Origin of the sequence: Pseudomonas sp. KnCO4, from assembly GCF_045344305.1 — a bacterium.
Taxonomy (GTDB): domain Bacteria; phylum Pseudomonadota; class Gammaproteobacteria; order Pseudomonadales; family Pseudomonadaceae; genus Aquipseudomonas; species Aquipseudomonas anuradhapurensis.
Genome location: NZ_CP174199.1, coordinates 3260380 through 3283417 on the forward strand (window position 1 = coordinate 3260380; position 23038 = coordinate 3283417).

Annotated in this window: 20 protein-coding genes and 1 pseudogene; 12 read left to right on the forward strand and 9 right to left on the reverse strand. The window is 62.8% G+C overall.

The genetic code is table 11. The annotated features are described in order from the left end of the window. Positions 1-72 precede the first annotated feature (72 nt). Both ACJA3S_RS15265 and ACJA3S_RS15270 read left to right on the forward strand, forming a co-directional pair. The gene (locus tag ACJA3S_RS15265; protein ID WP_406819136.1) at positions 73-600 is read left to right on the forward strand and encodes a GNAT family N-acetyltransferase; all 528 of its coding nucleotides are present in this window, start codon (positions 73-75) and stop codon (positions 598-600) included. A 203-nt stretch (positions 601-803) separates the two neighbouring features. Continuing rightward, positions 804-1163, forward strand: a complete 360-nt coding sequence (locus ACJA3S_RS15270; RefSeq protein WP_406819137.1) for a hypothetical protein — start codon at positions 804-806, stop codon at positions 1161-1163. Between the two features lie 97 nt (positions 1164-1260). On the opposite strand, the gene ACJA3S_RS15275 is transcribed toward ACJA3S_RS15270, so the two are convergent. Beyond that, the gene (locus tag ACJA3S_RS15275; RefSeq protein WP_406819138.1) at positions 1261-2115 is read right to left on the reverse strand and encodes a LysR family transcriptional regulator; all 855 of its coding nucleotides are present in this window, start codon (positions 2113-2115) and stop codon (positions 1261-1263) included. 74 nt (positions 2116-2189) lie between these two features. Here ACJA3S_RS15275 and ACJA3S_RS15280 point away from each other — a divergent pair, with 74 nt between their 5' ends. The 3 genes from ACJA3S_RS15280 (at position 2190) to ACJA3S_RS15290 (ending at position 5016) form a co-directional block, all read left to right on the forward strand. Further along, positions 2190-3113, forward strand: a complete 924-nt coding sequence (locus tag ACJA3S_RS15280) for a DMT family transporter (protein WP_406819139.1) — start codon at positions 2190-2192, stop codon at positions 3111-3113. 142 nt (positions 3114-3255) lie between these two features. Next, entirely contained in the window at positions 3256-3993 is a 738-nt protein-coding gene (locus ACJA3S_RS15285; protein ID WP_289132888.1) for an SDR family oxidoreductase, read from the forward strand. Between the two features lie 123 nt (positions 3994-4116). After that, positions 4117-5016 (forward strand): helix-turn-helix domain-containing protein, encoded by a 900-nt coding sequence (locus ACJA3S_RS15290; protein WP_406819140.1) that lies wholly within the window; start codon positions 4117-4119, stop codon positions 5014-5016. A 36-nt stretch (positions 5017-5052) separates the two neighbouring features. On the opposite strand, the gene ACJA3S_RS15295 is transcribed toward ACJA3S_RS15290, so the two are convergent. Then, positions 5053-5814, reverse strand: a complete 762-nt coding sequence (locus tag ACJA3S_RS15295; protein ID WP_406819141.1) for an SDR family NAD(P)-dependent oxidoreductase — start codon at positions 5812-5814, stop codon at positions 5053-5055. 303 nt (positions 5815-6117) lie between these two features. Between ACJA3S_RS15295 and ACJA3S_RS15300 the strand changes: the two genes are divergently transcribed. From ACJA3S_RS15300 to ACJA3S_RS15325, 6 genes and pseudogenes are all read left to right on the forward strand, one after another. Then, a complete protein-coding gene (locus tag ACJA3S_RS15300; RefSeq protein WP_406819142.1) occupies positions 6118-7395 on the forward strand; it encodes a bifunctional O-acetylhomoserine aminocarboxypropyltransferase/cysteine synthase in 1278 nt (425 codons plus the stop codon). Positions 7396-7459: 64 nt separating this feature from the next. After that, on the forward strand, positions 7460-8224 hold the full coding sequence (locus ACJA3S_RS15305) for a hypothetical protein (RefSeq protein WP_406819143.1): 765 nt from the start codon (positions 7460-7462) through the stop codon (positions 8222-8224). A gap of 144 nt (positions 8225-8368) precedes the next feature. Next, entirely contained in the window at positions 8369-11596 is a 3228-nt protein-coding gene (locus ACJA3S_RS15310) for a T6SS effector BTH_I2691 family protein (RefSeq protein WP_406819144.1), read from the forward strand. Beyond that, on the forward strand, positions 11593-12408 hold the full coding sequence (locus tag ACJA3S_RS15315) for a DUF6708 domain-containing protein (RefSeq protein WP_406819145.1): 816 nt from the start codon (positions 11593-11595) through the stop codon (positions 12406-12408). The genes ACJA3S_RS15310 and ACJA3S_RS15315 overlap by 4 nt, the downstream gene beginning before the upstream one ends. Next, positions 12405-12548 (forward strand): annotated as a pseudogene (locus ACJA3S_RS15320) (PAAR domain-containing protein); the annotation flags it as partial. The gene ACJA3S_RS15315 and the pseudogene ACJA3S_RS15320, both read left to right, overlap by 4 nt. 241 nt (positions 12549-12789) lie before the next feature. Next, complete coding sequence (locus ACJA3S_RS15325; RefSeq protein WP_406819146.1) at positions 12790-13605, forward strand: DUF6708 domain-containing protein; 816 nt, start codon at positions 12790-12792, stop codon at positions 13603-13605. A gap of 44 nt (positions 13606-13649) precedes the next feature. On the opposite strand, the gene ACJA3S_RS15330 is transcribed toward ACJA3S_RS15325, so the two are convergent. The 7 genes from ACJA3S_RS15330 to ACJA3S_RS15360 form a co-directional block, all read right to left on the reverse strand. Next, a complete protein-coding gene (locus ACJA3S_RS15330) occupies positions 13650-13829 on the reverse strand; it encodes a hypothetical protein (RefSeq protein ID WP_406819147.1) in 180 nt (59 codons plus the stop codon). Between the two features lie 88 nt (positions 13830-13917). Further along, entirely contained in the window at positions 13918-14220 is a 303-nt protein-coding gene (locus ACJA3S_RS15335) for a hypothetical protein (protein WP_406819148.1), read from the reverse strand. A gap of 315 nt (positions 14221-14535) precedes the next feature. After that, positions 14536-15492, reverse strand: a complete 957-nt coding sequence (locus ACJA3S_RS15340; RefSeq protein ID WP_406819149.1) for a 2-hydroxyacid dehydrogenase — start codon at positions 15490-15492, stop codon at positions 14536-14538. Between the two features lie 9 nt (positions 15493-15501). Then, positions 15502-16833, reverse strand: coding sequence for an MFS transporter (locus ACJA3S_RS15345; protein ID WP_406819150.1), 1332 nt, complete (start codon positions 16831-16833; stop codon positions 15502-15504). 97 nt (positions 16834-16930) lie between these two features. Continuing rightward, positions 16931-18505 carry an aldehyde dehydrogenase (NADP(+)) gene (locus ACJA3S_RS15350; protein WP_406819151.1) on the reverse strand — a complete coding sequence of 525 codons (1575 nt, stop codon included), beginning with the start codon at positions 18503-18505 and terminating at the stop codon, positions 16931-16933. Between the two features lie 204 nt (positions 18506-18709). Then, positions 18710-19699 (reverse strand): AraD1 family protein, encoded by a 990-nt coding sequence (araD1, locus tag ACJA3S_RS15355; RefSeq protein WP_406819152.1) that lies wholly within the window; start codon positions 19697-19699, stop codon positions 18710-18712. Positions 19700-19727: 28 nt separating this feature from the next. Next, on the reverse strand, positions 19728-21035 hold the full coding sequence (locus tag ACJA3S_RS15360) for an MFS transporter (RefSeq protein ID WP_406819153.1): 1308 nt from the start codon (positions 21033-21035) through the stop codon (positions 19728-19730). 181 nt (positions 21036-21216) lie between these two features. Between ACJA3S_RS15360 and ACJA3S_RS15365 the strand changes: the two genes are divergently transcribed. Then, positions 21217-22950 carry an IlvD/Edd family dehydratase gene (locus ACJA3S_RS15365; RefSeq protein WP_406819154.1) on the forward strand — a complete coding sequence of 578 codons (1734 nt, stop codon included), beginning with the start codon at positions 21217-21219 and terminating at the stop codon, positions 22948-22950. Positions 22951-23038: the final 88 nt, after the last annotated feature.

Consider the following 23038-nt stretch of genomic DNA (forward strand, 5'->3'; position numbering starts at 1 on the left):
CTGAGCGTAATTACATTTTAAAACATCGATTCGTTTGACATAACGAGACGGTTGATCGAATGTTGTGTTTGATTGGATATCAGCCAATGCAGGTATTTTATATTCCTTGAACTAGAAGTTCGTCAATACAGTGATAAATTCATGACTAACATAACATATCGGCCTGCCCATCCGGATGACGCCTCCCTGTGTATCAAAATCCGAGGGTTGACGCGAGAAAATGCATTCTCATCAGAGGAACTGCATGCGCTTGGCATTACCACCGAATCTTGGAGCACAGGCATCCGGGACGGCAGTTGCCCAGGTTTCGTAGCGTGTGAAGATGGCCAGATGATTGGCTACTGCTTTGGAGATCGGGATACCGGCGAGATTGTTGTTCTAGCCCTTCTTCCATCTTACGAGGGCCTGGGAATCGGAAAATCGCTGCTTGCGATGATGGTGGAACAACTTAAAAATCGAGGGCTTCCTCGCGTGTTCTTGGCTTGCTCCAGCAATCCGGATGTCAGGTCTTATGGTTTTTACCGACATCTGGGATGGAGCCCAACAGGGGAAAGAGATGACTCTGGAGATGACATTCTCGAACTAAAATTAAATAATTGAACGATATTGTGATTCTAAGATTAAACGGAATTCGGAGCCTAGGCTTGGAATTGCCACCAAACTTTCATGAACGGCCGCTTAGGGTCGAAAGCGGCCAGTCGCAAAGAAACGGCCAGCGATTTTACGGCTTCGCTATCCATTGCCGACTAATTGCTGCAGCCTACCTCCAGATTGCTGAACATCCGCCCCAGGAGCTGTGGTAAATGGAAGAAATGGAAAAAATCGTCGCTCCAGGCGGCAGATTCGAAGTCAGGGTCGCCGCCTGGGAAGCGCGCAACAGCCAATGGGTGTATGTGCCCTCCCTCTTTGATACGCACACCCAGGCGGTCATTTTTGCATTCACCAACCCGCATTGGTCCATGGATCAAGCCACCTGGCGCAGTGATGCGACGGTTCATTTCATGCTCCGGAAATTTCCGGGCGATCACCTCCCGGCGACACTGGAGCTCTTGGTGAATTGCGCCAATCAGACTGCGGCCGTGGGGGCAGCCGTCGAACACAGGCTTGCCGAGATCGAGCAGGCACTGGAGGCCGCATTCGAGAAAAAACCCAGTGCGTCCTGAGGATCGATCGGTCAGCCCATCGGCCTTGCTCGCGCGCCCCCTGTAAGGCGATTGAACACCCGTGGGAAAGCCAGGGGGTTGAACACGCGCCCCTTGCCTACAACCGAAACGATTGCCGCATCGCCCGCGCCAGCAAAGCCACGGCGGCGTCCCCGCCCGATGCCGGGCTGCGCACGAACAGGATGTCGTGGTCGGGAATGGCCGGCAGCCCCTCGAGGATCTGCATGCGCTCGGTGACCTTGGCCCGGTCGATCACACTGATGGCCAAGCCGGCCTCCACACAGGCTTTGACGGCCTGGTTGGAGTGGCTTTCAAGGATGATGCGCGAGCGGCGTCCCGAGGCCTTGAGTGATTCGACCATGGCCTCACGATAGGGGCATTGCAAGGCATGGGCAGCCAGCGGCAGCGGGTCGTGAAGTACCGCTGCCGCGTTCATCGGCCCGACCCAGACCGGCGTGGTCGACAGCAGTCGCTCGGCATCGGGCCCGAGCGTGCCTTCGGCCTGGGCGATGACCGCTGCCTGCAATTTGCCGCGCCGGACCAGCTCCCTCAGGGCATGGCTCGGCCCGGTCCTGAGTTCGAGCACCACATTCGGCCAGGCAGCGCTGAACATCGGCAAGATATCGCCAATCACATGGGCCGCGTATTCGTCAGGGACACCGAGCGTGATACGCCCGGCCAGATCCGGCCCGTGCAGCTCTGCCAGCACCTGATCGTGGGTGCGTAACAGCTCGGCGGTCGAATTCAGTAGCCGCCGGCCCAGGGCCGTCAACGATATGGACTGGTTGTCGCGATTGAGCAACCTGCCGCCGGCGACGGTCTCCAGGCGTTGAATGTGAACGCTGACCGCCGCCGGGCTTTTATGCAGCTGCTCGGCCGCAGCGCTGAACTTGCCGATGCGCACCACGGCATGGAAGGTACGCAGGAGGTCGATATCGAGCGTGGTCGCCATGATTCAATATCCGTAAAGAACTGCTGCACATATTTTTGATTTATCAGATTAGCCCGATTTCGTAGTGTCGGGGTATGAACCAGCACCTGCCGACCCCGCCCCCCACGCCGACCCGTCGCCCCTGGCAGCGGGCCTTGCCGCTACCCTTGCTTGAAGCCGGGCTGCTGCTGACCTGGAGTTCCGGGTTCATCGGTGCACGCTTCTCCATCGATCATGCCCCCGCCCTGCTGGTGGTGTTCTGGCGCTGCCTCGTGGTGAGCCTGCTGTTGTTCCCGTTCGTCTGGCGCGTCCTGCGCCAGACGCCGTTTGCCGTGTTGCTGAGCCACGCGGGCATCGGCCTGCTGGCCATGGCGGGCTACCTGACCGGCGTGACGCAGGGCATTGCCCTGGGTGTGCCCGCCGGCCTCGCCGCGTTATGCGCCGACCTGTTGCCGCTGGGCATGGCGCTGCTCGCAGCGCTGGTACTGGGCGAGCGCCTGCCGCTGCAGGTGTGGGTCGGCCTGATCGTCGGGCTGCTGGGGGTGCTGTGGGTGACCCACGATGCGCTGATGCTGGGCACTGCACCGCTGTGGGCCTATGGCCTGCCCGTGGCCGGCATGTGCTCGCTGGCGGTCGCCACCTTGTGGCAAAAACGCAGCACGGTGCAGGCCATGGGCTTGTTGCCCAACCTCTGGCTGCAGTGTTTCGTCTCCAGTTTCGCCTTCGCCGCCATCGAAGGCAGCCAACGCAGCCTGGCACCGGTTGCCAGCGCAGGCTTTGCATTGAGCGTGTCGTGGACCGCAGTCCTGTCGACGCTGGGCGGCTATGGGTTGTACTGGGCCTGCCTGCGCAGGTCCTCGGCCACCCGTGTCGCCAGCGTGCTGTACCTCAGCCCGCCGATCACCCTGCTCTGGGCCTGGGCGATGTTCGATGAGCCGTTGTCCTGGCCGATGGCAGCGGGGATGGCGCTATCGGCGGTCGGCATCTGCCTGGTGGTACGCGCCGAGGCCCGCAGATGAGATCCCGGTTGGGCAACCCATGCAGGATCGTGCAGGCCATTCGCAGGATTGGCATAACCTGACCCAGCCCAGGCTTTTTACTCTTGCGTCACCACCTGCTTATCGACAGGGGCTTCTTCAGCCACGAACAGGAGTGAGAAAAATGCACGGCATTGAACAAAAAGTCATCGTGATCACCGGCGCCAGTAGCGGGATCGGCGAAGCAACCGCGCGCTTGCTCGCCAGCCAAGGCGCACGTGTGGTGCTAGGCGCCCGCCGCACCGATCGCCTGGAAGCACTGGCCAGGGAGATTCGTTCAGCAGGCGGTATTGCTGATGCCCTGGCGCTGGATGTCACCCGCCTGGATGACATGCAGTCGTTCATCGACTTCGCCGTCGAACTGCATGGCCGCGTCGATGTGCTGATCAACAACGCCGGCGTCATGCCGCTTTCCAAGCTCGAAGCGCTCAAGGTCGATGAGTGGAACCGGATGATCGACGTCAACATTCGCGGCGTCCTGCACGGCATTGCCGCAACGCTGCCGCTCATGCAACAACAGCGTGCCGGGCAGATCATCAACATTGCCTCCATTGGTGCCTACGCCGTGAGCCCTACCGCTGCGGTGTACTGCGCCACCAAATATGCCGTACGGGCTATTTCCGAAGGCTTGCGCCAGGAGGTGGGCGGTGACATCCGGGTCACCGTGATTGCCCCGGGCGTCACCGAGTCCGAACTGGCCGACAGCATTTCCGATGAAGGCGGGCGTGCCGAGATGCGCGAGTTCCGCAAGATCGCGATTCCAGCCTCGGCGATTGCCCGGGCGATCGCCTACGCCGTGGAACAGCCTGCGGATGTCGATGTCAGCGAACTGATCGTGCGCCCGACCGCGAGTCCATTCTGAGTGACTGGACGACAATGAGGAAAGCAGATGAAGCAGGCCGGAATGGAGACATTCCGGCTTTTTTGCGGTCGATGTCCCTGGAATGGTTTTTCCAGGCGGCCAGCAAGAGAGGCGATGCTACCCATGAACGTCATCGAGCGGACTTCTGCCCATGGTCTGGAGGCCTATATCCGTGGGCAGCGGCTTGCCGCCTCGGATGTCCTGGCCGATCGCGACATGCTGGTGCAGATCTTCAACCGTGAGCGCGAACAAAGTAGCTTCATCGTCCCCGCAGTTGCCGAGCCCCTGCTGGTATGGATCATCTCTGGAGACGCTACCGTGGAGGAACGCGAGCTTGGCGGCGAGTGGCAAAGCAGCCGGGTGGCCAGGGGGGATTTCTTCCTGACGACCTCGGCACAACCTTACGAAATGCGCTGGAAAGTGGACGGCGCAGACCCCTTCGAAGTGATGCACATCTACCTCGGCATCCCGCTGCTGGAGAAAGCCATACACGAGGTGTTGGGCGGCGTTGTGCAAGCGCTTCGCCTGCGTGAAGTCTCGGGCGGGCGCGATGAAGGCTTGTCCGTTCTGCTGCAACAAGTGCAGCGGGAACTGACCGGGCAACGGCCCAGCCCGCTTTATCTGCAAGGGTTGGCCCAGTGCATCGCCGTTCACCTTGCGCGCAACTACCTGGACAGCGCAGCAGACGATATCGTGCGCCGCAATGCCCTGCCCGCTTACAAGCTACGCCGCGTGTTGTCGGCGATGGAAGCCAACCTGGCCGGGGAATTCCAGCTCGGGCAACTGGCCGAGATAGCCGGAATGAGCGAGTACCACTTCAGCCGGCTGTTCAAGAAGGCCGCGGGCTACTCGCCGTCACAGTTCTTTATCCGGCTGAGAATGGCAAGGGCGCGGCAACTGCTTGTGGAAACGGAGCGGAGCGTCATTGATATAGGGCTTGAGGTTGGCTACAGCAGCCCCAGCCATTTTTCCCAGGTGTTCAAACGTGAAGTTGGCGTTACGCCCACTCAATACCGCAAGTAGCGAGTGGGCAACGCCATTCACGGGTTCCGGCGCACATCACCCCACCGCGACGCTCATGCCGCCGTCGGCCATCACCACCGAACCGACAATGAAGCTGGCGCGCTCCGATGCCAGGAAGGCGACGATTTCGGCGATTTCCTGCGGTGCTGCCGCCCGGCCGATAGGCGCAGACTTGCCGTGCTCCTGCAAGAAGCCGCGACCATCCTCCATGAAATGGTTCAAGAGGTTGGTCACCACGTCACCGACGCCAATGGCGTTGACCCGGATGCCATGTTCGATCGCCTCCAGCGCCTGGGTACGGGTCAATTGCGCCAGTGCGCCCTTGGACGCGGTGTAGGCCGCGATACCGGGGAAGGCAAAATAGGAGGCGTAGGAGGCAATATTCACGATCGCCCCGCTCTTGTGCTTGATCATTTCCTTCATCGCTTCCCGGGAATGCAGGAACGCCCCCGTCACGTTGGTTTGCATCTGCCATTCCCAGTCTTCGCGGGTCATCTCGAGCAGCGGCTTGTACAGAATGCGACCGGCGTTGTTGACCAGCACGTCCAGCTTGCCAAAGTGCTCGACCGCCAGCGCCACTGCCTGCTCGGCTGCACCGTCGACCGTGATGTCAGCAACAAACGGAACAAGGCCAGCACGCTCAAGTGCGTTGACTGCGGGGTCGATGTCCTCGGCGATCACCTTCGCACCGCGAGCGTGAAGGAGTTCGGCGGTGGCCTTGCCGATGCCGCTGGCCGCGCCGGTGACCAGCACGACTTTGCCGGCCACTTCGTTTGGGGTTGGGGTGAAGTCGGTCATTTTCTCGTCTCCAAGTCAGGAATGGGTTGTCGCTTTCGACGGAGCCAATTTCTCCCTTTTCGACGTAGGCCGCCCTGGCGACCTTGCTCTGGCTGTCGGAGTTTTGCTTGTTTCGATTGATGAACAGTCGCCCCGCCGGCCAGGCGGCGTGTGGGTCGCGATAGTAGAAGCCCCACTGGGAGGCTGCTGCGTCATCGGCGACTGCCTGGGCCCAGCGCCGCGGCAACTACCTTCTCACCCTTGACCCATACCCTCCCGGCGCCACATGCTCGGCCACTCCACCCACGCTCAAGGAACGATTGCATGAAGCTGGAAACCCTCGCCCTCCACGCAGGCTTCAGCCACGACCCGGCCACCCGGGCCGTGGCCGTGCCGATCTACCAGACCACCTCGTTCGCCTTCGACGACACCCAGCACGGCGCCGACCTGTTCGACCTGAAGGTCGCCGGCAACATCTACTCGCGCATCATGAACCCTACCAACGACGTGCTCGAACAGCGCATGGCGGCGCTTGAGGGCGGGGTCGGTGCGCTGGCGGTGGCCTCGGGCATGGCAGCCATCACCTACGCCATCCAGACCGTCGCCGAGGCGGGCGACAATATCGTCTCGGTGGCCAAGCTGTACGGCGGCACCTACAACCTGCTGGCGCACACCCTGCCACGCATGGGCATCCACACCCGCTTTGCCGCGCATGACGACATCGCCGCCCTGGAAGCGCTGATCGATGAGCGCACCAAGGCGGTGTTCTGCGAGTCCATCGGCAACCCCGCCGGCAACATCGTCGACATCGCCGCGCTGGCCGAAGCCGCCCACCGCCATGGCGTGCCGCTGATCGTCGACAACACCGTGGCCACCCCGGTACTGTGCCGGCCGTTCGAGCATGGGGCGGACATTGTCGTGCACTCGCTGACCAAGTACATCGGCGGCCACGGCACCAGCATCGGCGGTATCGTCATCGACTCGGGCAAGTTCCCCTGGGCCGAACACAAGGCGCGCTTCGCCCTGCTCAACACCCCCGACCCGTCCTACCACGGCGTCACCTACACCGAAGCCTTCGGCCCGGCCGCGTTCATTGGCCGCTGCCGCGTGGTGCCGCTGCGCAACACCGGCGCCGCGCTGTCGCCGTTCAACGCCTTCCTGATCCTGCAAGGCCTGGAAACCCTGGCCCTGCGCATGGAGCGCCACACCGAGAACGCGCTCAAGGTCGCCCGCTACCTGCAGGCCCACGAGCAGGTCGCCTGGGTGAAGTACGCCGGCCTGCCCGACCACCCCGAGCACGCCTTGGCGCAGCGCTACACCGGCGGCAAGCCGGCATCGATCCTGTCGTTCGGCATCAAGGGCGGCCAGGCGGCCGGGGCGCGCTTCATCGATGCGCTGCAACTGGTGGTGCGCCTGGTGAACATTGGCGATGCCAAGTCACTGGCCTGCCACCCCGCCTCCACCACCCACCGCCAGCTCAACGACGAAGAGCTGGAAAAGGCCGGCGTGCCGCGCGACATGGTGCGCCTGTCGATCGGCATCGAGCACAGCGACGATATCATCGCCGACCTGGCCCAGGCCCTGGAGGCCAGCCGCGGTTGACCTTTCCGCGCCCCACCCAATACCGACGGCGGGCGCACCTCGTGCAAAAGCGGATTCCCCTGCAATGACCCTGTTCTACCTGAAACTGATGGTTACCCCGCTGCTGATGTGGGCCATTTCCCTCGCCTCGCGGCGCTGGGGTGGCCTGCTGGGCGGGTTGCTATCCGGCCTGCCGGTGACCTCGGCGCTGGTGATAACCTTCCTGTGCCTGGAACAAGGCACGGCCTTTGCCCTGGGCGCGGTGCCCGGCGCGCTGGGCGGCCTGGCCGCGGTGCAGGCCACCTACACGTTCTACCTGTTCGCCACGCGCCGGCTCGGCATAGCCGCGGCCGTGTCGCTGGCGATCCTGTTCTACGGCCTGGCTGCCTACGCGTTTACCCACTGGGGCAGCCTGTACTTGTCGATTGGCGTGGCGCTGCTGCTGATCGGCGTATTGATACGCGTCAGCGGCCGCGAGCCGAAACCGGACACCCTGGCCCGCCCCCGACATCGCTACTGGGAGATCCCCCTGCGCATGGTGTCGGCAACCGCGCTGCTGATGCTCACCACCCGCCTGGCCAGCTGGCTGGGGCCGGCGACCAGCGGGATGCTGGCGCCGATCCCGGTCATTGCCTGGCCATTGGTAGTGTTCGCCCATGTGCAGCATGGCCGTGCCGGGATGGCGGCGATGGTACGCGGCAATGCGATTGGTGCGGTGGGCGTGATTGCGTTTTATCTGGTGATCGCGGGGCTGTTGGAGGCCTGGGGGGTTGCCATTGCCATCAGCCTGGCCATGGTTTGTGCCGTGGGGCTGACCATCGGGTTGGCGGCTGCGTTGCGACGGCACTGAGCCATCCGCCGCGCCTGCCCGAGCGGCATCCATCACTCAGAGAAGTTTCCTACAAGCTTTTAGGAAGGCCAAAGCCTCTCTGGAAAGCGATTCCCCGTTAGTGTTCAGAGGTCGACAAGGCCCTGGCCAACACGAGGATCGCCCATGAGCATCAGTCAACGCATCGCCATCGCCGCAGCCGAAGCCGGCCTGCCGCACGACCAGTGCATGTCCTGTGAGCGCCAGGGCCTGCCGATCCTGCCGCTGCGCCGCGCGCTGGTGCCAGACACCCGCCCCGAGTGTGTCGTCACCGTGGCGGATAACCTGCATATCTCGACCAGGATCGGCTTGCGCACCTTGCGCATGGGCTACCTGTACGTGCTGCTCGACCAGCAGGTCTGGCAGGCCTACGCCGTCAGCGCCCAGGGCCACCTGCGCCGCTTCAACCCGTACGAGCCACCGGATGGCCCGCCAAGGCCACTGCCGGAAAAGTGCGTGCATGAAGACCACGACATTCCCTCGGCCTTTCTCAACCTCGACACCGAGCGATACAGCAGCGCCTGGCTGGCCTTTTCCAGTGATGCCTGGCCGGTCAGTGTGCTGAACGCCTACAAGCGGGGCCAGGCTCCGGCGCAGCGCTTCGAAGGGCTGGACCTGACCCAGGCGCGTAAGCATCCCGAACTGCTGGGCATCGCCATGACGCCGGACAACTTGCAGGTCGACAAGCAGGTGTTCGAGTACGCCCAGCAGGCATGTTCACCGTTCGACAGTGCGCACGGTTTCCATAGCCGCTGGCTGCGCCGGTTCGCCCTGCGTGGCTATCTGATCAATGCGATGAACCGCCACCAACTGGAAAACGGCGTGCTGGCCGTGGTGCTCGACGACACCGTCGGGCTGATCCAGGAATACAACCACCAACGCCTGAACTGGGTCGTGAAGCGCCAGGCCTGGCGTGAAGAGCCGATGCGAGCCTACCAGCTGCAGACCTCGCAGATCCTGCAGATCATTCGTGCCACCAACAGGGAACGGGCCGCGCAGAAAGTACCGTCGCTGGAACCGCTGACCGGTGATGCCCCGCCGGTGTTCACCGACCCGGCGATTCAGCGACAACCGCTGGTCGAGCGTGCGCAGCAGGAGAGTGACGAGCGGCTTGAACAACGCTACCACGAACCGCAGCGCGCCGCGTTCCAGGCGGCTTACGACCAGCAGGAAAGCGAGTTTCAGCGTTACATCGACCAGGACGCGCAGGCGTACGTTGCCTTGTTCGATACGCCGATGTTCCAGGTGATCGAGGCATACGACTACGACGGTAACGACCGTGAGTCCGGCGTGGCGTATGCCAAGACCCTGGCGCTGTGCCTGGGCGGAGGCGTTACCGAAGCCATGGTGCCGGCCACCGAACCACGTATTCCTGCAGCCGGAACCAGCGAGGCCCTCTGGCTGAAATGGCTGCAGGACCCTGACAGCCCACCCTACCGCGCCTTGCTGATGCGCGACCGGGCGTTGCTGGCTGGGCTGCTGCCGAGCTTCGCCGCGGGTGACGGCATCAACTGGAATGACAGCGACAAACTCTACGCGATGTTGAGCAAGATCATTGCCAGCGACGATGCCGGCTTGCGCCTGCGCAATACCCTCAAGCAGGCCATCGCCGAAACGCAAAGCGCGCTCAACGCAGCCAGTCAGCGGCTGGCGCCCTGCCTGTCGCCTGGCATCCAGAAAGCCGTGCGGCACCTGAACAGCGTCACGCAGTATCTCTACAACGGCGTGCAGCTGATCGAGCTGGAAGTGAAGATGAAGCTGGGCGAGTACTACGCCCTGCAGAGCCAGCACCTACGGGAAATGCAGCACAAGGCCAATGCCTCCATCGCCGCGGCGCGGGACCGGATGCAGCGCAACATAGACGATTTCGAGTTTGGCTCGATGAAGTCGATGCGCAAGGTGCGGCCGATCATCCAGCACGGGCTGATGAGCCTGGCCGTGCTCGACCCGCGCTTCACCCACACGATGATCAGCGTGACAGTGTGGGTCGAGGGCACGGCCGAGGAGGTGCATGGGCGGTTGTTCAAGGAAGCCAGCATGGGCGTGAACCAGGCGAGCAGCTTGGCGCAGCTTGCCCTGGTGGATATCTCGGTGGCGGCGGGGATGTTGGAAAGCGATGCGCGCAGGTTGTTGCACGGGATGAAGATCACCTCGCAGCAGGCGGCGCGATTGGTAAGGACCGGGTTTTCCGGGTTGCGCGGGGTGGCTGGGAGTTGGGAAGTGCTGTTGGCGATAGGTGGGTTGTATCTGCAGCAGGACAGCCTGGGCCGGAATCAGGAGAAGGCGGAAGAGGAAATTGGGCCCAAGGCGCAGGAGGCCAAGTTGGCGTTGCAAGGATCTCAGTTGGGCGTGTTGGGTGGGCAGATTGAGCTGGTGGGGCTCATTTTGAGGTCAAGTACCCAGCACATTGGCAAACCGTGGGCTAAAAGTGCGTCAGGTACTGGAGTGTCGCTGATAAAATTCGGTGCCATGATAAGTGCAATAGCCGGGGTTTTCGACACCGTGCAAGCTTTTTCTGCTGCTAAGCGCGCACGAGCAGCAGGGAATGACGTGGCTAGCATGCTTTATGTTGGCGCGGGTTTCTTGTATGGAATTTCAACTGGGTTATTTGTCTACGGCGTTTTTAAGTCCTTCCTCCTAGGGCCCCTGGGTTTGGCTATGCTGTTTGCGCTCGGTGCCTACGCACTTACAAAGCGGGCTAGTGGAAACGAATCTACTGCCCTCGAACGGTGGGCGCGTCGCTGCTATTTTGGAAAAGCTGACGAGAAGCCTACTATCCATTGGGCTTCTCCTGAATATGCAGATATTGCATTTGCAGAGCTCAATGCGGCTACGCTCGGTGTACGTGCAGGGATCCATTTTGAATCCAAACGCTCGAACGACCCAGCGGGCTCTAGGATAGGCGGCCTAGTCAATGTGGAGTTAGAACACAAACTTAAACTCCAAATTGTATTGCCTAAATATAGTCACGAGCACTCGGCTTTTCGTTGGGTTGTAATAGTGCATCGTCAAGGTGACGGAACCTTCCCCGATTTTATCGGTGGAGAGACCCTGTTGGTAGATGAACATCAAGCCGTCTCGGTTGAAGCGCTCGCTCCATCGTCAGAATTCTCTGATTTTTCTAAGCCAAGCCTGCCTGATTATAGAGGTGAGTTTTCGTTGAGTAGGAATCGACAGACGTCAGGTTCAGGTGACCTCGCAACAAGCTGGCTGGAGATCACTGGAACAGTAGAACTAATGACAGCTATTGGGTCGCATACTATTCGTGCAGCGACGCTATTGGTGATGTACTGGCCAGATAGGAGCATGCCCAGCGCTTATATTGAGGTCTGCGTCAAGGAGAGCAATGATTGAAACCTAAATCCAGGATCCTTTGCGAACGCGCTTTAGGTTGGAGCTATGACCTGCCTGATGTCAGTTCGCAGACAACTCCTCAGTTAAGCTTTGAAGACATCGACCCGTCACCAAACTATTTTGACGAAGTCTACCTTGAGCTTTCGCGCTCTACTGTCAGCTTGCGTGGTGTCGCAACTTTGCTGGGCATTCCATTTTTGCTCTTTTCTTCAGGCGGCCTGGTCTATTTATATTCACTAATGCTTGATTTTAGCTGGTCGCTCGACTGGGATGTTGGTCTTATTGCGATTCTAATGCCTCCGGTAGGCATGTGGGCCATTGCGACATATGTAAAGATGGATCTCTTGCTCCCGCGGGACGAACCCATCCGCTTCAACCGCTTACGACGCAAAATCTATCTCTATCAATTCAGATTCCACTACATCTATCTGTTCAGCCGCAAACACTGGGGCGTAAAACCGGTCGCCTACAACTGGGACGACGTAACCGCCGAAGTCTACCGAGTCTACGCCCCCGGCCACGGAGGCCTGATCGAAAACGTCATGCTGTCAGTCCGCAATCCGGAAACCAACGAAGTCATCGACCGCGTGTTCTTCACCCACGACCTCCGCCGCGGCGAAGCCTACTGGGCCATCGCCCGGCTGTTCATGCAGCAGGGGCCTGAAGCCCTGCCGAAGTTCGTCCACCCCCCCCGCGACTGGAATGACGACGATGGCTTGAGCCACATGCACTGTCTAGCGCCAAAGGTACTTTGGCCGGAAGCCATTGACCGTGAATCCCGTACTGCCCCGTCTGAAGGTGAGGCCCGATGAAACCCGTGATACTCGTAGGCCGTCGGCATGTCTGCCCGCTGCATGGCACCAACCCGGTAGAAAGCGGCAGTTCCGTGTACACCTTCAATGGCAAGCCGGTTGCCAGAGTGGGAAACCGCACCACGTGTGGCGCTGTAATAGTATTGAGTTTTACGCCGCCGAGGTTTCCAATTACAAACCTGATTTTAATCTAAGCAAGACCAAGCAAACCTATTCCGACACCGCTATAAGTGGATCGCAATTGAGTATATCGGGTGCGGTAGAGCTTTTTCCTGTTTCTGGAAGACATACGATAAGGTCGGCAACATTGCTGATTGCATATTGGCCAGACAGAAACATTTCAGGCGCACGACTTGAGACGCTTGTGCGGGAGGTGAACGAGTGAAAGATCAGCATAGGGTATTATGCGAGAGAGCACTGGGTTGGAGCCACGATCTACCCCATGTAGAGGCGGAGCCAATTTATCTGCTTGGCGCAGAATGGGTTTCGCCGCCTCCAAATTATTACGACGAAATATATCTAGAGTTATCACGTGCTACTATCAGCCTGCGAGGCTTGGGCGCTTTGCTGGGCGGCGGTGGTCTGGTAATAGGTAGTGGGATGGCGCTGTTTTTTTACTGGCTAATTATTTTTAATGACTGGGGAGGGGGATGGGTAATGACGATTTCTCTCTCGCTCTGTCCGCCAGCAGCTGTATGGGCGCTATTGCCTTACATAAAGCTGGATCTGGTGCTTCCCAGAGATGAACCGATTCGTTTCAATCGGCTGCGTCGGAAAATCTATATTTATCAGTACCGATTTCACCGCTTTTTCGTCTTTAGCCGCAAACACTGGGGCGTCAAACCGGTCGCTTACAACTGGGACGACGTAACCGCCGAAGTCTACCGAGTCTACGCCCCCGGCCACGGTGGCCTGATCGAAAACGTCATGCTGTCGATCCGCAACCCAGAGACCGATGAAGTCATCGACCGCGTATTCTTCACTCACGACCTCTACCGCGGCGAAACCTACTGGGCCATCGCCCGGCTGTTCATGCAGCAGGGGCCTGAAGCGCTGCCGAAGTTCGTCCACCCACCCCGCGACTGGAATGACGACGATGGCCTGAGCCACATGCATTGCCTGGCACCAAAAGTTCACTGGCCGGAAGACATAGACCGCGAATCCCGTACTGCCCCGTCTGAGGTAGAGGTTCGATGATCGTGCCGCGGTTGGGCAGCCTTACTGTACGCCTGCCCAGCCGATCATTCCCTGCGTTGGTCCAGTCCTACGGCAGGCTGTTCGACGCTCTGCCTGCCATCATCAGCCAGGCCGTCATCCGCTTGGCCATCGCCGCCCTCTTCTTCGTTCATCAGCGGGTCGTCATCAGGGTCGGGGATGGTCGGCCGATCGGGGTCGACTGCCGGGTCGGGTGAAGTGGGCAAGTCAGGGTTCGTACCGCCTTGTGCACTCGGATCGGGGCTCATCGCTGCATACCTCTCACAAAACTGTTAACGATTTTCGGGCCACCCATCAACGCGGTTGCGGATGCTCGGCAGAAACCGAATTGTTGGCTTCCACATCCTGCATTTCTTCCTCGACAGGGCCCTCGTCGTCCGCAGGTAACGGGACTTCCCCTGCACCGCTGCCGGCTTGCTCGTCGTTGGTCCTTGCGCTGCCATTGTCCCGATCCAGCTGCCCATCCTGATCCGAACCAGGGTTGCCAGGCGGTGGGTCCCAATCGACGGGACGCTTTTCGGACCACGCCTCGCCGACGCCTTGCCTTGGCTCGGGCTGGGTTTTCTCGAGGCCGGGGCCTTTCTGGTCGTTTGCCATGGAAGTTCTCCTCGGTTTGCGCGTTGATCGCGCATACCCATCGGACGGGAAACGGCCAGCAGCAGTGCCTTGGGTACGACAGGTGGCGCAAAAGGCCGGGGTACCGACCATGGCCCGCCGCTCTGGATAGCGATTCCCGTTAGGGTTCGGGGGCCGTCAAGGCCCTGTTCAACACGAGGATCGGCAAGTCATCGAGCGCCTGTTCCTGTATCACCACATACAACAAGGCAAACGAAGGTGTTCGAGGCTGACCGGTCGGGGCGCTCGACCACCTTGTAAGCCAGGTCCATACCGGCGCTTGCTGGCGGTGCGCACCTAGAGAACAGGATGGTTAGGTGCCCTGCCCTCGAGCACCGCTGCCAACTCGGCCGCCGCAGTGCGCGCCATCAATGCCCGCGCCTCGACGGTGGCCGAGCCGATGTGCGGCAGCGCCACCACCTGGGGCAACGCCAGCAACGGCGAGGCGGCCGGCAGCGGCTCTTGCTCGAACACGTCCAACCCGGCCGCGCCGAGCTGCCCCTCGACCAGCGCCTGCACCAGCGCGGCCTCATCGACCACAGCACCACGGGCGATATTGACGAACACTGCATCGGCCTGCATGGCTGCGAACTGCTCGCGGCCGAACAAGTGATGCGTGGCCGGACTCAGCGGCACACAGACGCAGACGAAGTGCGCCTCGCCCAACAGTTGTTGCAGCGGCACCCGCCTTGCGGCGAACTGCGCTTCATACTCGGGCTTGGCACTATTGCCGCTGTACAGCACCTGCATGCCAAAACCGAAATGCCCGCGTCTGGCCAGCGCCGCACCGATGCGGCCAAGCCCGACGATACCCAAGGTCTTGCCGTGCACATCGCGGCCGAAGCGTGTGGCGTCGATAGCCTGCGTCCACTCGCCATCATGCACCATCCGCGCCAGCTCGCCAGCGCGTCGGGCAGCCATCATCAGCAACATGAACCCGGTATCGGCGGTGGCTTCGGTCACCGCATCCGGGGTGTTGGTCAAGCGGATGCCACGCTTGCGCAAGTACGCCAGGTCATAGTTGTCGAAACCCGCCGACACGCTGGCAATGGCCTTCAATGCCGGGGCCTGGTCAAGCAGCTGTGCCCCCAGCGGCAAGGTACTGCCGATCAGCCCGTCGGCAGTGGCCAGCGCCGCAAGAAAGCGTTCGCGGTCGGCCAGCGGCTGGTCGAAACGCTGAAAGTGGTAACGCCGGCCCAGGTCGGCCAGCACCTCGGCGCTGGAAATGGGGCCGAAGGAAACGACACGTTGCATGGAACCTCCTCAGTTGATGCGCGTTTCGGGTTGAGCCGCGTACAGTCGGCGCGGGACGCCCCAGATGATCAATACCACCGCCAGCAGGCTGACGGCCGCCAGCAGCCACAGTGCCGGGGTCGGCGACCCGCTGACGTCGCGTACCCTGCCGACCAGATACGGGCCGACAATGCCGCCGAGCTGGCCGATGGAGTTGATCAGCGCGATACCCGCCGCCGCCGCCAGGCCGGCCAGGTACTTCGGCGGCAGGGTCCAGAAGATCGGCATCCAGGCGATGATCCCGGTCATGACCAGGCTCATGCCGAGCATCAGCAGCCACAGCTGGCCGCTGAAACCCGCGCACAGCGCATAGCCTGCGGTGGTCATGGCCGCACAGCTCGCCATGTGCCAGCGACGCTCGCCACGCAGGTCGGAGCTGCGGCCGATCAGCAGGTTGCCCACCACTGCCAGCAGGTACGGGATCATGCTCAGCAAGCCGATGTCCATGGCGTCGGCCACGCCAGCATTGCGAATCAACTGCGGCATCCAGAACAGCAACCCGGTCAGTGCCATCACCAGGCACAGGTAGATCGCCGACAACGCCACCGAGGCCGGCTCGCGCAGGATGGCGCGAAGCGAGCTGCCTCCTTCGGGCCTGGGCTCGGCATCGAGACGCTCGCGCAGGTAGCGCTTTTCTTCCGCGTCGAGCCAGCGGGCATCCTCGATGCGGTCACTGACCAGCCACAGCACCAGCAGGCCCAGCAGTACCGACGGCAGCCCTTCGAGCAGGAACAGCCACTGCCAGCCGGCCAGCCCGTTGACCCCGTCGAAGTGGCTGAGAATGAACCCCGCCAACGGGCCACCGACGATGCCGCACAGGCAGATCGAACTCTTGAAATAGGCATTGATGCGCGCACGGCGGTCGCTGGGGTACCACTGGGTGAAGAAGTACAGCACCCCGGGCACGAAACCGGCCTCCATCACACCGATGAGGAAACGCAGCACGTAGAACCAGGTTTCGCTGGTGACGAACATCATCGCCGCCGAGGTCAGGCCCCAGCTGATCATGATGCGGGCGATCCAGATGCGCGCGCCGATGCGGTGCAGCAACACGTTGCTCGGCACTTCGAACAGGAAGTAGCCGACGAAGAACAGGCTCGCGCCCAACCCGTAGACCGCATCGCTGAAGCCCAGCGCGCTCTGCATCTGCAGCTTGGCAAAACTGATGTTGACGCGGTCCAGGTAGGCGAACAGGAAACACACGATGAACAGCGGCACGATGCGCCAGTTGATCTTGCGGAACAGGTGGTTATCCAGCGATTCCCGCGCGACCAGGTCGGCGGGTAAGGAGCGACTGGGCATGGCTGCAACCTCTTGTTGTTGTTCTTGGGATATGGGTCGAATGCCCGCCCGGGCCTTGGCCGGGCGGGGCAGCGAGGCAACGTCGGAGCTCAACGAGTCAAGCCAGCGCCTCGCGGCTGTGCTGGCCATCGACCAGGCGCTGCAGGCCCAGCGGATTGGCGTTTTTCAGGGCGTCGGGCAGCAGCGCATCGGGGTAGTCCTGGTAGCACACCGGGCGCAGGAAGCGGTCGATGGCCAAGGTGCCGACCGAGGTGCCACGCGCATCGGACGTGGCCGGGTACGGCCCGCCATGCACCATCGCATCGCACACTTCCACGCCGGTCGGGTAGCCGTTGACCAGCAGGCGCCCGGCCTTGCGCTGCAGCACCGGCACCAGCGCGGCGAAGCGCTGCAAGTCTTGCGGCTCGGCAATCAGGGTGGCGGTCAGTTGCCCATGCAGGGCTTGCACGGCACGGCGCAGTTCGGCTTCATCGGCCACGGCGACGGCCACCGTGGCCGGCCCGAACACCTCTTCCTGGAGCAAGGCGTCACCGTTCAGCAGCAGGTTCACGTCGGCCTGGAACAGCTGTGCCTGGGCCTGGCCACCCGCCTGTTCGGCGCCGGCCAGATGGCGCACGCCCGGGTGCTGGTGCAAGCGTTGTACACCTTGGGTATAGCTGCACAGGGTGCCGGCATTGAGCATGGTCTGCCCGGGCTGGTCGGCCAGTTGCGCGCCAAGCGCGGTGAGGAAGCGGCTGAACGCTTCGCCAGCGATACCCAGGACCAGTCCGGGGTTGGTGCAGAACTGCCCGCAGCCCAACACCACCGAGCCGGCCAGTTCCTTGGCCACCTGCTCGCCCCGGGCCTGCAAGGCCGCCGGCAATACCAGCACCGGGTTGATGCTGCTCATTTCGGCGAACACCGGGATCGGCTGCGGGCGTGCTGCCGCCAGCTCGCACAGGGCGCGGCCGCCTTTGAGCGAGCCGGTGAAGCCCACCGCCTGGATAGCTGGGTGGCGCACCAGCGCTTCGCCGACACCGGCACCGTAGATCATGTTGAACACGCCGGCGGGCATGCCGGTGGCGAGCACGGCGCGCTCGATTGCCTCGGCCACTTGCTCGGCGGTGGCCATGTGGCCGCTGTGCGCCTTGACCACTACCGGGCAACCGGCGGCCAGCGCTGCAGCGGTGTCACCGCCAGCGGTAGAGAAGGCCAGCGGGAAGTTACTGGCGCCGAACACCGCCACCGGGCCGACGCCGGTACGGTACTGGCGCAGGTCCGGGCGTGGCAGCGGTTGGCGCTGTGGCTGGGCGCGGTCGATGCGCGCGCCGAGGAAGTCGCCGCGGCGCAGCACGTTGGCGAACAGGCGCATCTGGTTGCTGGTGCGCGCCCGTTCACCCTGGATGCGCCCGGCCGACAGCGCGGTTTCGCGGCACACGGTGGCGATGAAGGTGTCGTCCAGCGCATCCAGCTGGTCGGCAATGGCATCGAGGAACTGCGCACGGCGCTGCGGCGCCATGCCGTTGAATTCGGCAAACGCCGCTTCGGCTGCCTGCGCGGCAGCGTCCACTTCTTCCGGGGTGGCCTGGGCAAAGGCCAGCGGCAAGGCTTCGCCGGTACGCGCATCGAGGCTGTGCAGGCGCACGCTGCCGGCGGCGCTGCGCTGGCCGCCAATGAAATTGCTTCCGGTCATGGTTGACTCCTGTAATGAGAAAGAAGGTTCAGATGCTCGTGTCAGGTAGTTAGCGGAAAGGGGGCTGCTGCGCAGCCCTTCGCGGGCTCGCCCGCTCCCACAGGAACCGCGCAGTTCTGGCAGCTTGCGCCGTATTTGTGGGAGCGGGCGAGCCCGCGAAGGGCCGCAAAGCGGCCCCGATTCATCAGCCGGCTGGCAGCGAGCTCAAAGGCTTTTCACCACCCCGGGGCGGACCTGCGCGGGCGCTGCTGCAATACCGTTGCGCAGCGGCTGGCCAAAGGCATCGAGGCTGACCTCGAAGGTATCGCCCGGGCGCGCCTGGATGCCGTCGGCGAACGACAGCGTGGCGGTGCCGAAGTAATGCACGTGGATATCGCCAGCACGCAAAAACTGCGGGTACTTGAAATGGTGGAATTCAAGGTTCTCGAAGCTGTGGCACATGTTCTGCTCGCCCGACAGGAACGGCTTGCGCCACAGCTCCTGGCCGTCGCGCAGGATGCGGCTGGTGCCTTCCAGGTGGGCCGGCAGCGCGCCCAGGCGCAGCTCGGGGCCGAAGCTGCAGGCGCGCAGCTTGGAATGGGCCAGGTACAGGTAGTTGCGCCGCTCCATCACATGGTCGGAAAACTCGTTGCCCAGCGCATAACCGAGACGATACGGGGTGCCATCGGCTGCGATCAGGTACAGCCCGACCAGCTCCGGCTCCTCGCCGGCATCCTCGGCGAACGCCGGCAGCGGCAGGTCGGCGCCCGGGCGCACGACGATGCCGCCGTCACCCTTGTAGAACCACTCCGGCTGCGCGCCCTCCTCGCCTGCCGGCGGTCGACCGCCGTCCAGGCCCCACTGGAACATGCGCATGCTGTCGGTCACGGTGCCTTCGGCCTGCTGCTGGTGCATCTTGTCGCGGGTGGCGGCGCTGCCCAGGTGAGTCAGGCCGGTGCCGGTGACCAGGCAGTGCGCCGGGTCGGGATGGTCCAGCGGTGGCAATACCCGGCCTTCGGCCAGCAGGGCCAGGTAGTCGTGGCGCTCGCCGAGGCCGGCGGCCTGCACTTCGGCAGCCAGGTCACGGCCGGCGGCAATGGCTTGCAAGGCCAGCTCACGGGTGCTGCCGGCGCCACGTACTTCCAGGGCGTACTCGCCTTCCACCACGCCCACCCGACGTGCGCCGGTGGCGGTTTCGAATTGAATCAATCGCATGCTTGTGCTCGCTCTTCGGTTGCGAAAGTTAGCGGGGGGCCGGGGCTACCCGCGTGGAAGCCAGGCGCTGGCGGCGCTCGAGCCGGTTGTACACCACCCCGGTCAGCAGCAAGCCGAACAGCATCACCACGGCGAGGAAATACAGGCCCGACGACAGCTGCCCGGTGTGCTCCTTGAGCGCGCCGATGCCGAACGGGCCGAGGTAGCCGCCGAGGTTGCCGATGGAGTTGATCAGCGCGATGCCGGCAGCGGCACTGGCACCGGAGAAGAACCGCCCCGGCAAGGTCCAGAAGATGGCCGTGCAGGAGAACAGCGCAAACGCCACCAGGCACAGCGCCGCCAGCTGCAGGCCGGGCACGCTCAGCCAGGCACTGAGGAACAGGCCGAGCGCCCCCAGGGCGTACAACATGCCAAGGTGGCCGTAGCGGTCGTTCAACCGGTCGGAACTGCGCGGCACGATCAGCAGGCCGATGATGCCGAACAGGTACGGCACCGCCGAAACGAAACCGGTGACCAAGTCGCTGCCGCCAAACTGGTGGATCAGCGTCGGCAGCCACAGGCCCAGGCCGTAGATGCTCAGGGTGACCGGCAGGTAGAACAGCGCCAGCAACAGCCCCCGCCCGTCCTTCAACGCATGCAGGGGGTTGCCGTGGCGGGTCTGGCCGAACTCGCGCAGGTCGTTGGCCAGCTGTTCCTGCAGCCAGCTGCGTTGCTCGTCGCTGAGCCAGCGCACCTTGGCCGGGCCGTCCGGCAGCAGGCGCAGGGTTGGCCAGGCCAGCAGCACCGCCGGGGTGCCGATGCAGATGAACAGCCATTGCCAGCCATGCAGGCCGAAGTTGCCATCGAGCCCCAGCAGCGCACCGGAAAGCGGCCCGGTAATCAGCATCGCCAGCGGCTGGGAAAGGATGAAGAAGCCGAGGATCTTGCCGCGATGGCGCACCGGGTACCACTGGGTGATGTAGTACAGCACCCCCGGGAAGAAGCCCGCCTCGGCCGCCCCCAGCAGAAAGCGCATCAGGTAGAAGCCGTTGGGCCCGCTGACGAACGCCATGCCGACGGTGATCGCGCCCCAGGTGACCAGGATGCGGGCGAACCAGCGGCGCGCGCCGAAGCGGTCGAGCAACAGGTTGCTGGGCACCTCGAACAAGAAATAACCGATGAAGAACAGCCCGGCGCCCAGGCCATAGGCCGCGTCACCCAGGCCGATGTCGGCGCCCATGTGCAGCTTGGCAAAGCCCACCGCAGAACGGTCGACATAGGCCACCAGGTACAGCAGGACCAGAAAAGGGATGAGTTTCAGTGTGATCAGGCGGACGAGCCGCTGCTCCTGAATCATGGCGATGTCTCCGATTGTTCTTGTAATGGGCAGAGCACCTGGTCGGGCTTTTTGGCAGGCCATCGACCGGAAAATCGATCTTATAGTATTACTATTTAAAACAACAAGCCTTCACATAGCGCATTTTTGTCGATACAGTCAGTCGCACAACGACAAATAGTAATACTAATTAGGTGTCCCCATGTCTGATCACAAACGCCCGCTGCGCTCCGCCCAATGGTTCGGTACCGCTGACAAGAACGGTTTCATGTACCGCAGCTGGATGAAGAACCAGGGCATCCCGGACCACGAATTCCAGGGCAAGCCGATCATCGGCATCTGCAACACCTGGTCGGAGCTGACCCCGTGCAACGCGCACTTCCGCAAGATTGCCGAGCACGTCAAGAAAGGCGTGCTGGAAGCGGGCGGCTTCCCGGTGGAGTTCCCGGTGTTTTCCAGCGGCGAATCCAACCTGCGCCCCACCGCCATGCTCACCCGCAACCTGGCCAGCATGGATGTGGAAGAAGCGATCCGCGGCAACCCGGTGGATGCCGTGGTGTTGCTGACCGGCTGTGACAAGACCACCCCGGCGCTGCTGATGGGGGCGGCGAGCTGCGACGTGCCGGCGATCGTGGTCACCGGCGGGCCGATGCTCAACGGCAAGCACAAAGGCAAAGACATTGGCGCCGGCACCATCGTCTGGCAGATGCACGAGGCCTACAAGGCCGGGCAGATCGACCTCAACGAATTCCTCTCGGCCGAGGCCGGCATGTCGCGCTCGGCGGGTACCTGCAACACCATGGGCACCGCCTCGACCATGGCCTGCATGGCCGAGGCGCTGGGCACCTCGCTGCCGCACAACGCCGCCATCCCGGCGGTGGATGCACGCCGCTACGTGCTCGCCCACCTGTCGGGCATGCGCATTGTCGACATGGTGCGCGAAGACCTGCGCCTGTCGAAGCTGCTCACCCGCGAAGCCTTCGAAAACGCCATCCGCGTCAACGCCGCCATCGGTGGCTCGACCAACGCAGTGATCCACCTCAAGGCCATCGCCGGGCGCATCGGCGTGGACCTGCAACTGGAAGACTGGACCCGCATCGGCCGCGGCACGCCGACCCTGGTCGACCTGCAGCCTTCGGGGCGTTTCCTGATGGAAGAGTTCTACTATGCCGGCGGCCTGCCCGCGGTCATCCGCCGCCTGGGCGAACACGGCCTGCTGCCCAACCCCGGCGCGCTGACCGCCAACGGCAAGAGCCTGTGGGACAACTGCCAGGCTGCGCCGCTGTATGATGAAGAGGTTATCCGCCCGATCGACAAGCCGCTGGTGGCCGACGGCGGCATCTGCATCCTGCGCGGCAACCTAGCGCCCAAGGGTGCCGTGCTCAAGCCGTCGGCGGCCACCCCGGCGCTGATGCAGCACCGCGGCCGGGCGGTGGTGTTCGAGAACTTCGAGGACTACAAGGCGCGCATCAACGACCCCGCGCTGGAGGTGGACGCCAATTCGGTGCTGGTGATGAAGCACTGCGGGCCGAAGGGCTACCCCGGCATGGCCGAGGTCGGCAACATGGGCCTGCCGGCCAAGCTGCTGGCCCAGGGCGTGACCGACATAGTGCGCATTTCCGACGCGCGCATGAGCGGCACGGCGTATGGCACCGTGGTGCTGCACGTGGCGCCGGAGGCTGCGGCGGGCGGGCCACTGGCTGCGGTGCGTGAAGGTGACTGGATCGAACTGGATTGCAAGGAGGGCCGCCTGCACCTGGATATTTCCGACCAGGAACTGGCCGGCCGCCTGGCCGACCTGCAAGCCCCGCCGCAGCTGATCAGCGGTGGCTACGCCAGGCTGTATCTGGACCACGTGATGCAGGCTGATGAAGGTTGCGACTTCGACTTCCTGATCGGTTGCCGCGGCGCGGCGGTGCCCAAGCACTCGCACTAATGCCTGAAGCCTGCCGGTTAGCGTCATCGGGGCTGCTGCGCAGCCCATCGCGCCGGATTCTTCGCGGGTAAACCCGCTCCCACAGGTA

Excerpts from the sequence above, each read along its gene's own strand:
- ACJA3S_RS15275 (WP_406819138.1), bottom strand. The coding sequence starts at position 2,115 with ATGGCGACCACGCTCGATATCGACCTCCTGCGTACCTTCCATGCCGTG.
- ACJA3S_RS15270 (WP_406819137.1), top strand. The coding sequence starts at position 804 with ATGGAAGAAATGGAAAAAATCGTCGCTCCAGGCGGCAGATTCGAAGTC.
- ACJA3S_RS15305 (WP_406819143.1), top strand. The coding sequence starts at position 7,460 with ATGACCCTGTTCTACCTGAAACTGATGGTTACCCCGCTGCTGATGTGG.
- ACJA3S_RS15310 (WP_406819144.1), top strand. The coding sequence starts at position 8,369 with ATGAGCATCAGTCAACGCATCGCCATCGCCGCAGCCGAAGCCGGCCTG.
- ACJA3S_RS15360 (WP_406819153.1), bottom strand. The coding sequence starts at position 21,035 with ATGATTCAGGAGCAGCGGCTCGTCCGCCTGATCACACTGAAACTCATC.
- ACJA3S_RS15365 (WP_406819154.1), top strand. The coding sequence starts at position 21,217 with ATGTCTGATCACAAACGCCCGCTGCGCTCCGCCCAATGGTTCGGTACC.
- ACJA3S_RS15290 (WP_406819140.1), top strand. The coding sequence starts at position 4,117 with ATGAACGTCATCGAGCGGACTTCTGCCCATGGTCTGGAGGCCTATATC.
- ACJA3S_RS15285 (WP_289132888.1), top strand. The coding sequence starts at position 3,256 with ATGCACGGCATTGAACAAAAAGTCATCGTGATCACCGGCGCCAGTAGC.
- ACJA3S_RS15280 (WP_406819139.1), top strand. The coding sequence starts at position 2,190 with ATGAACCAGCACCTGCCGACCCCGCCCCCCACGCCGACCCGTCGCCCC.
- ACJA3S_RS15345 (WP_406819150.1), bottom strand. The coding sequence starts at position 16,833 with ATGCCCAGTCGCTCCTTACCCGCCGACCTGGTCGCGCGGGAATCGCTG.
- ACJA3S_RS15340 (WP_406819149.1), bottom strand. The coding sequence starts at position 15,492 with ATGCAACGTGTCGTTTCCTTCGGCCCCATTTCCAGCGCCGAGGTGCTG.
- ACJA3S_RS15335 (WP_406819148.1), bottom strand. The coding sequence starts at position 14,220 with ATGGCAAACGACCAGAAAGGCCCCGGCCTCGAGAAAACCCAGCCCGAG.
- araD1 (WP_406819152.1), bottom strand. The coding sequence starts at position 19,699 with ATGCGATTGATTCAATTCGAAACCGCCACCGGCGCACGTCGGGTGGGC.
- ACJA3S_RS15300 (WP_406819142.1), top strand. The coding sequence starts at position 6,118 with ATGAAGCTGGAAACCCTCGCCCTCCACGCAGGCTTCAGCCACGACCCG.
- ACJA3S_RS15350 (WP_406819151.1), bottom strand. The coding sequence starts at position 18,505 with ATGACCGGAAGCAATTTCATTGGCGGCCAGCGCAGCGCCGCCGGCAGC.
- ACJA3S_RS15295 (WP_406819141.1), bottom strand. The coding sequence starts at position 5,814 with ATGACCGACTTCACCCCAACCCCAAACGAAGTGGCCGGCAAAGTCGTG.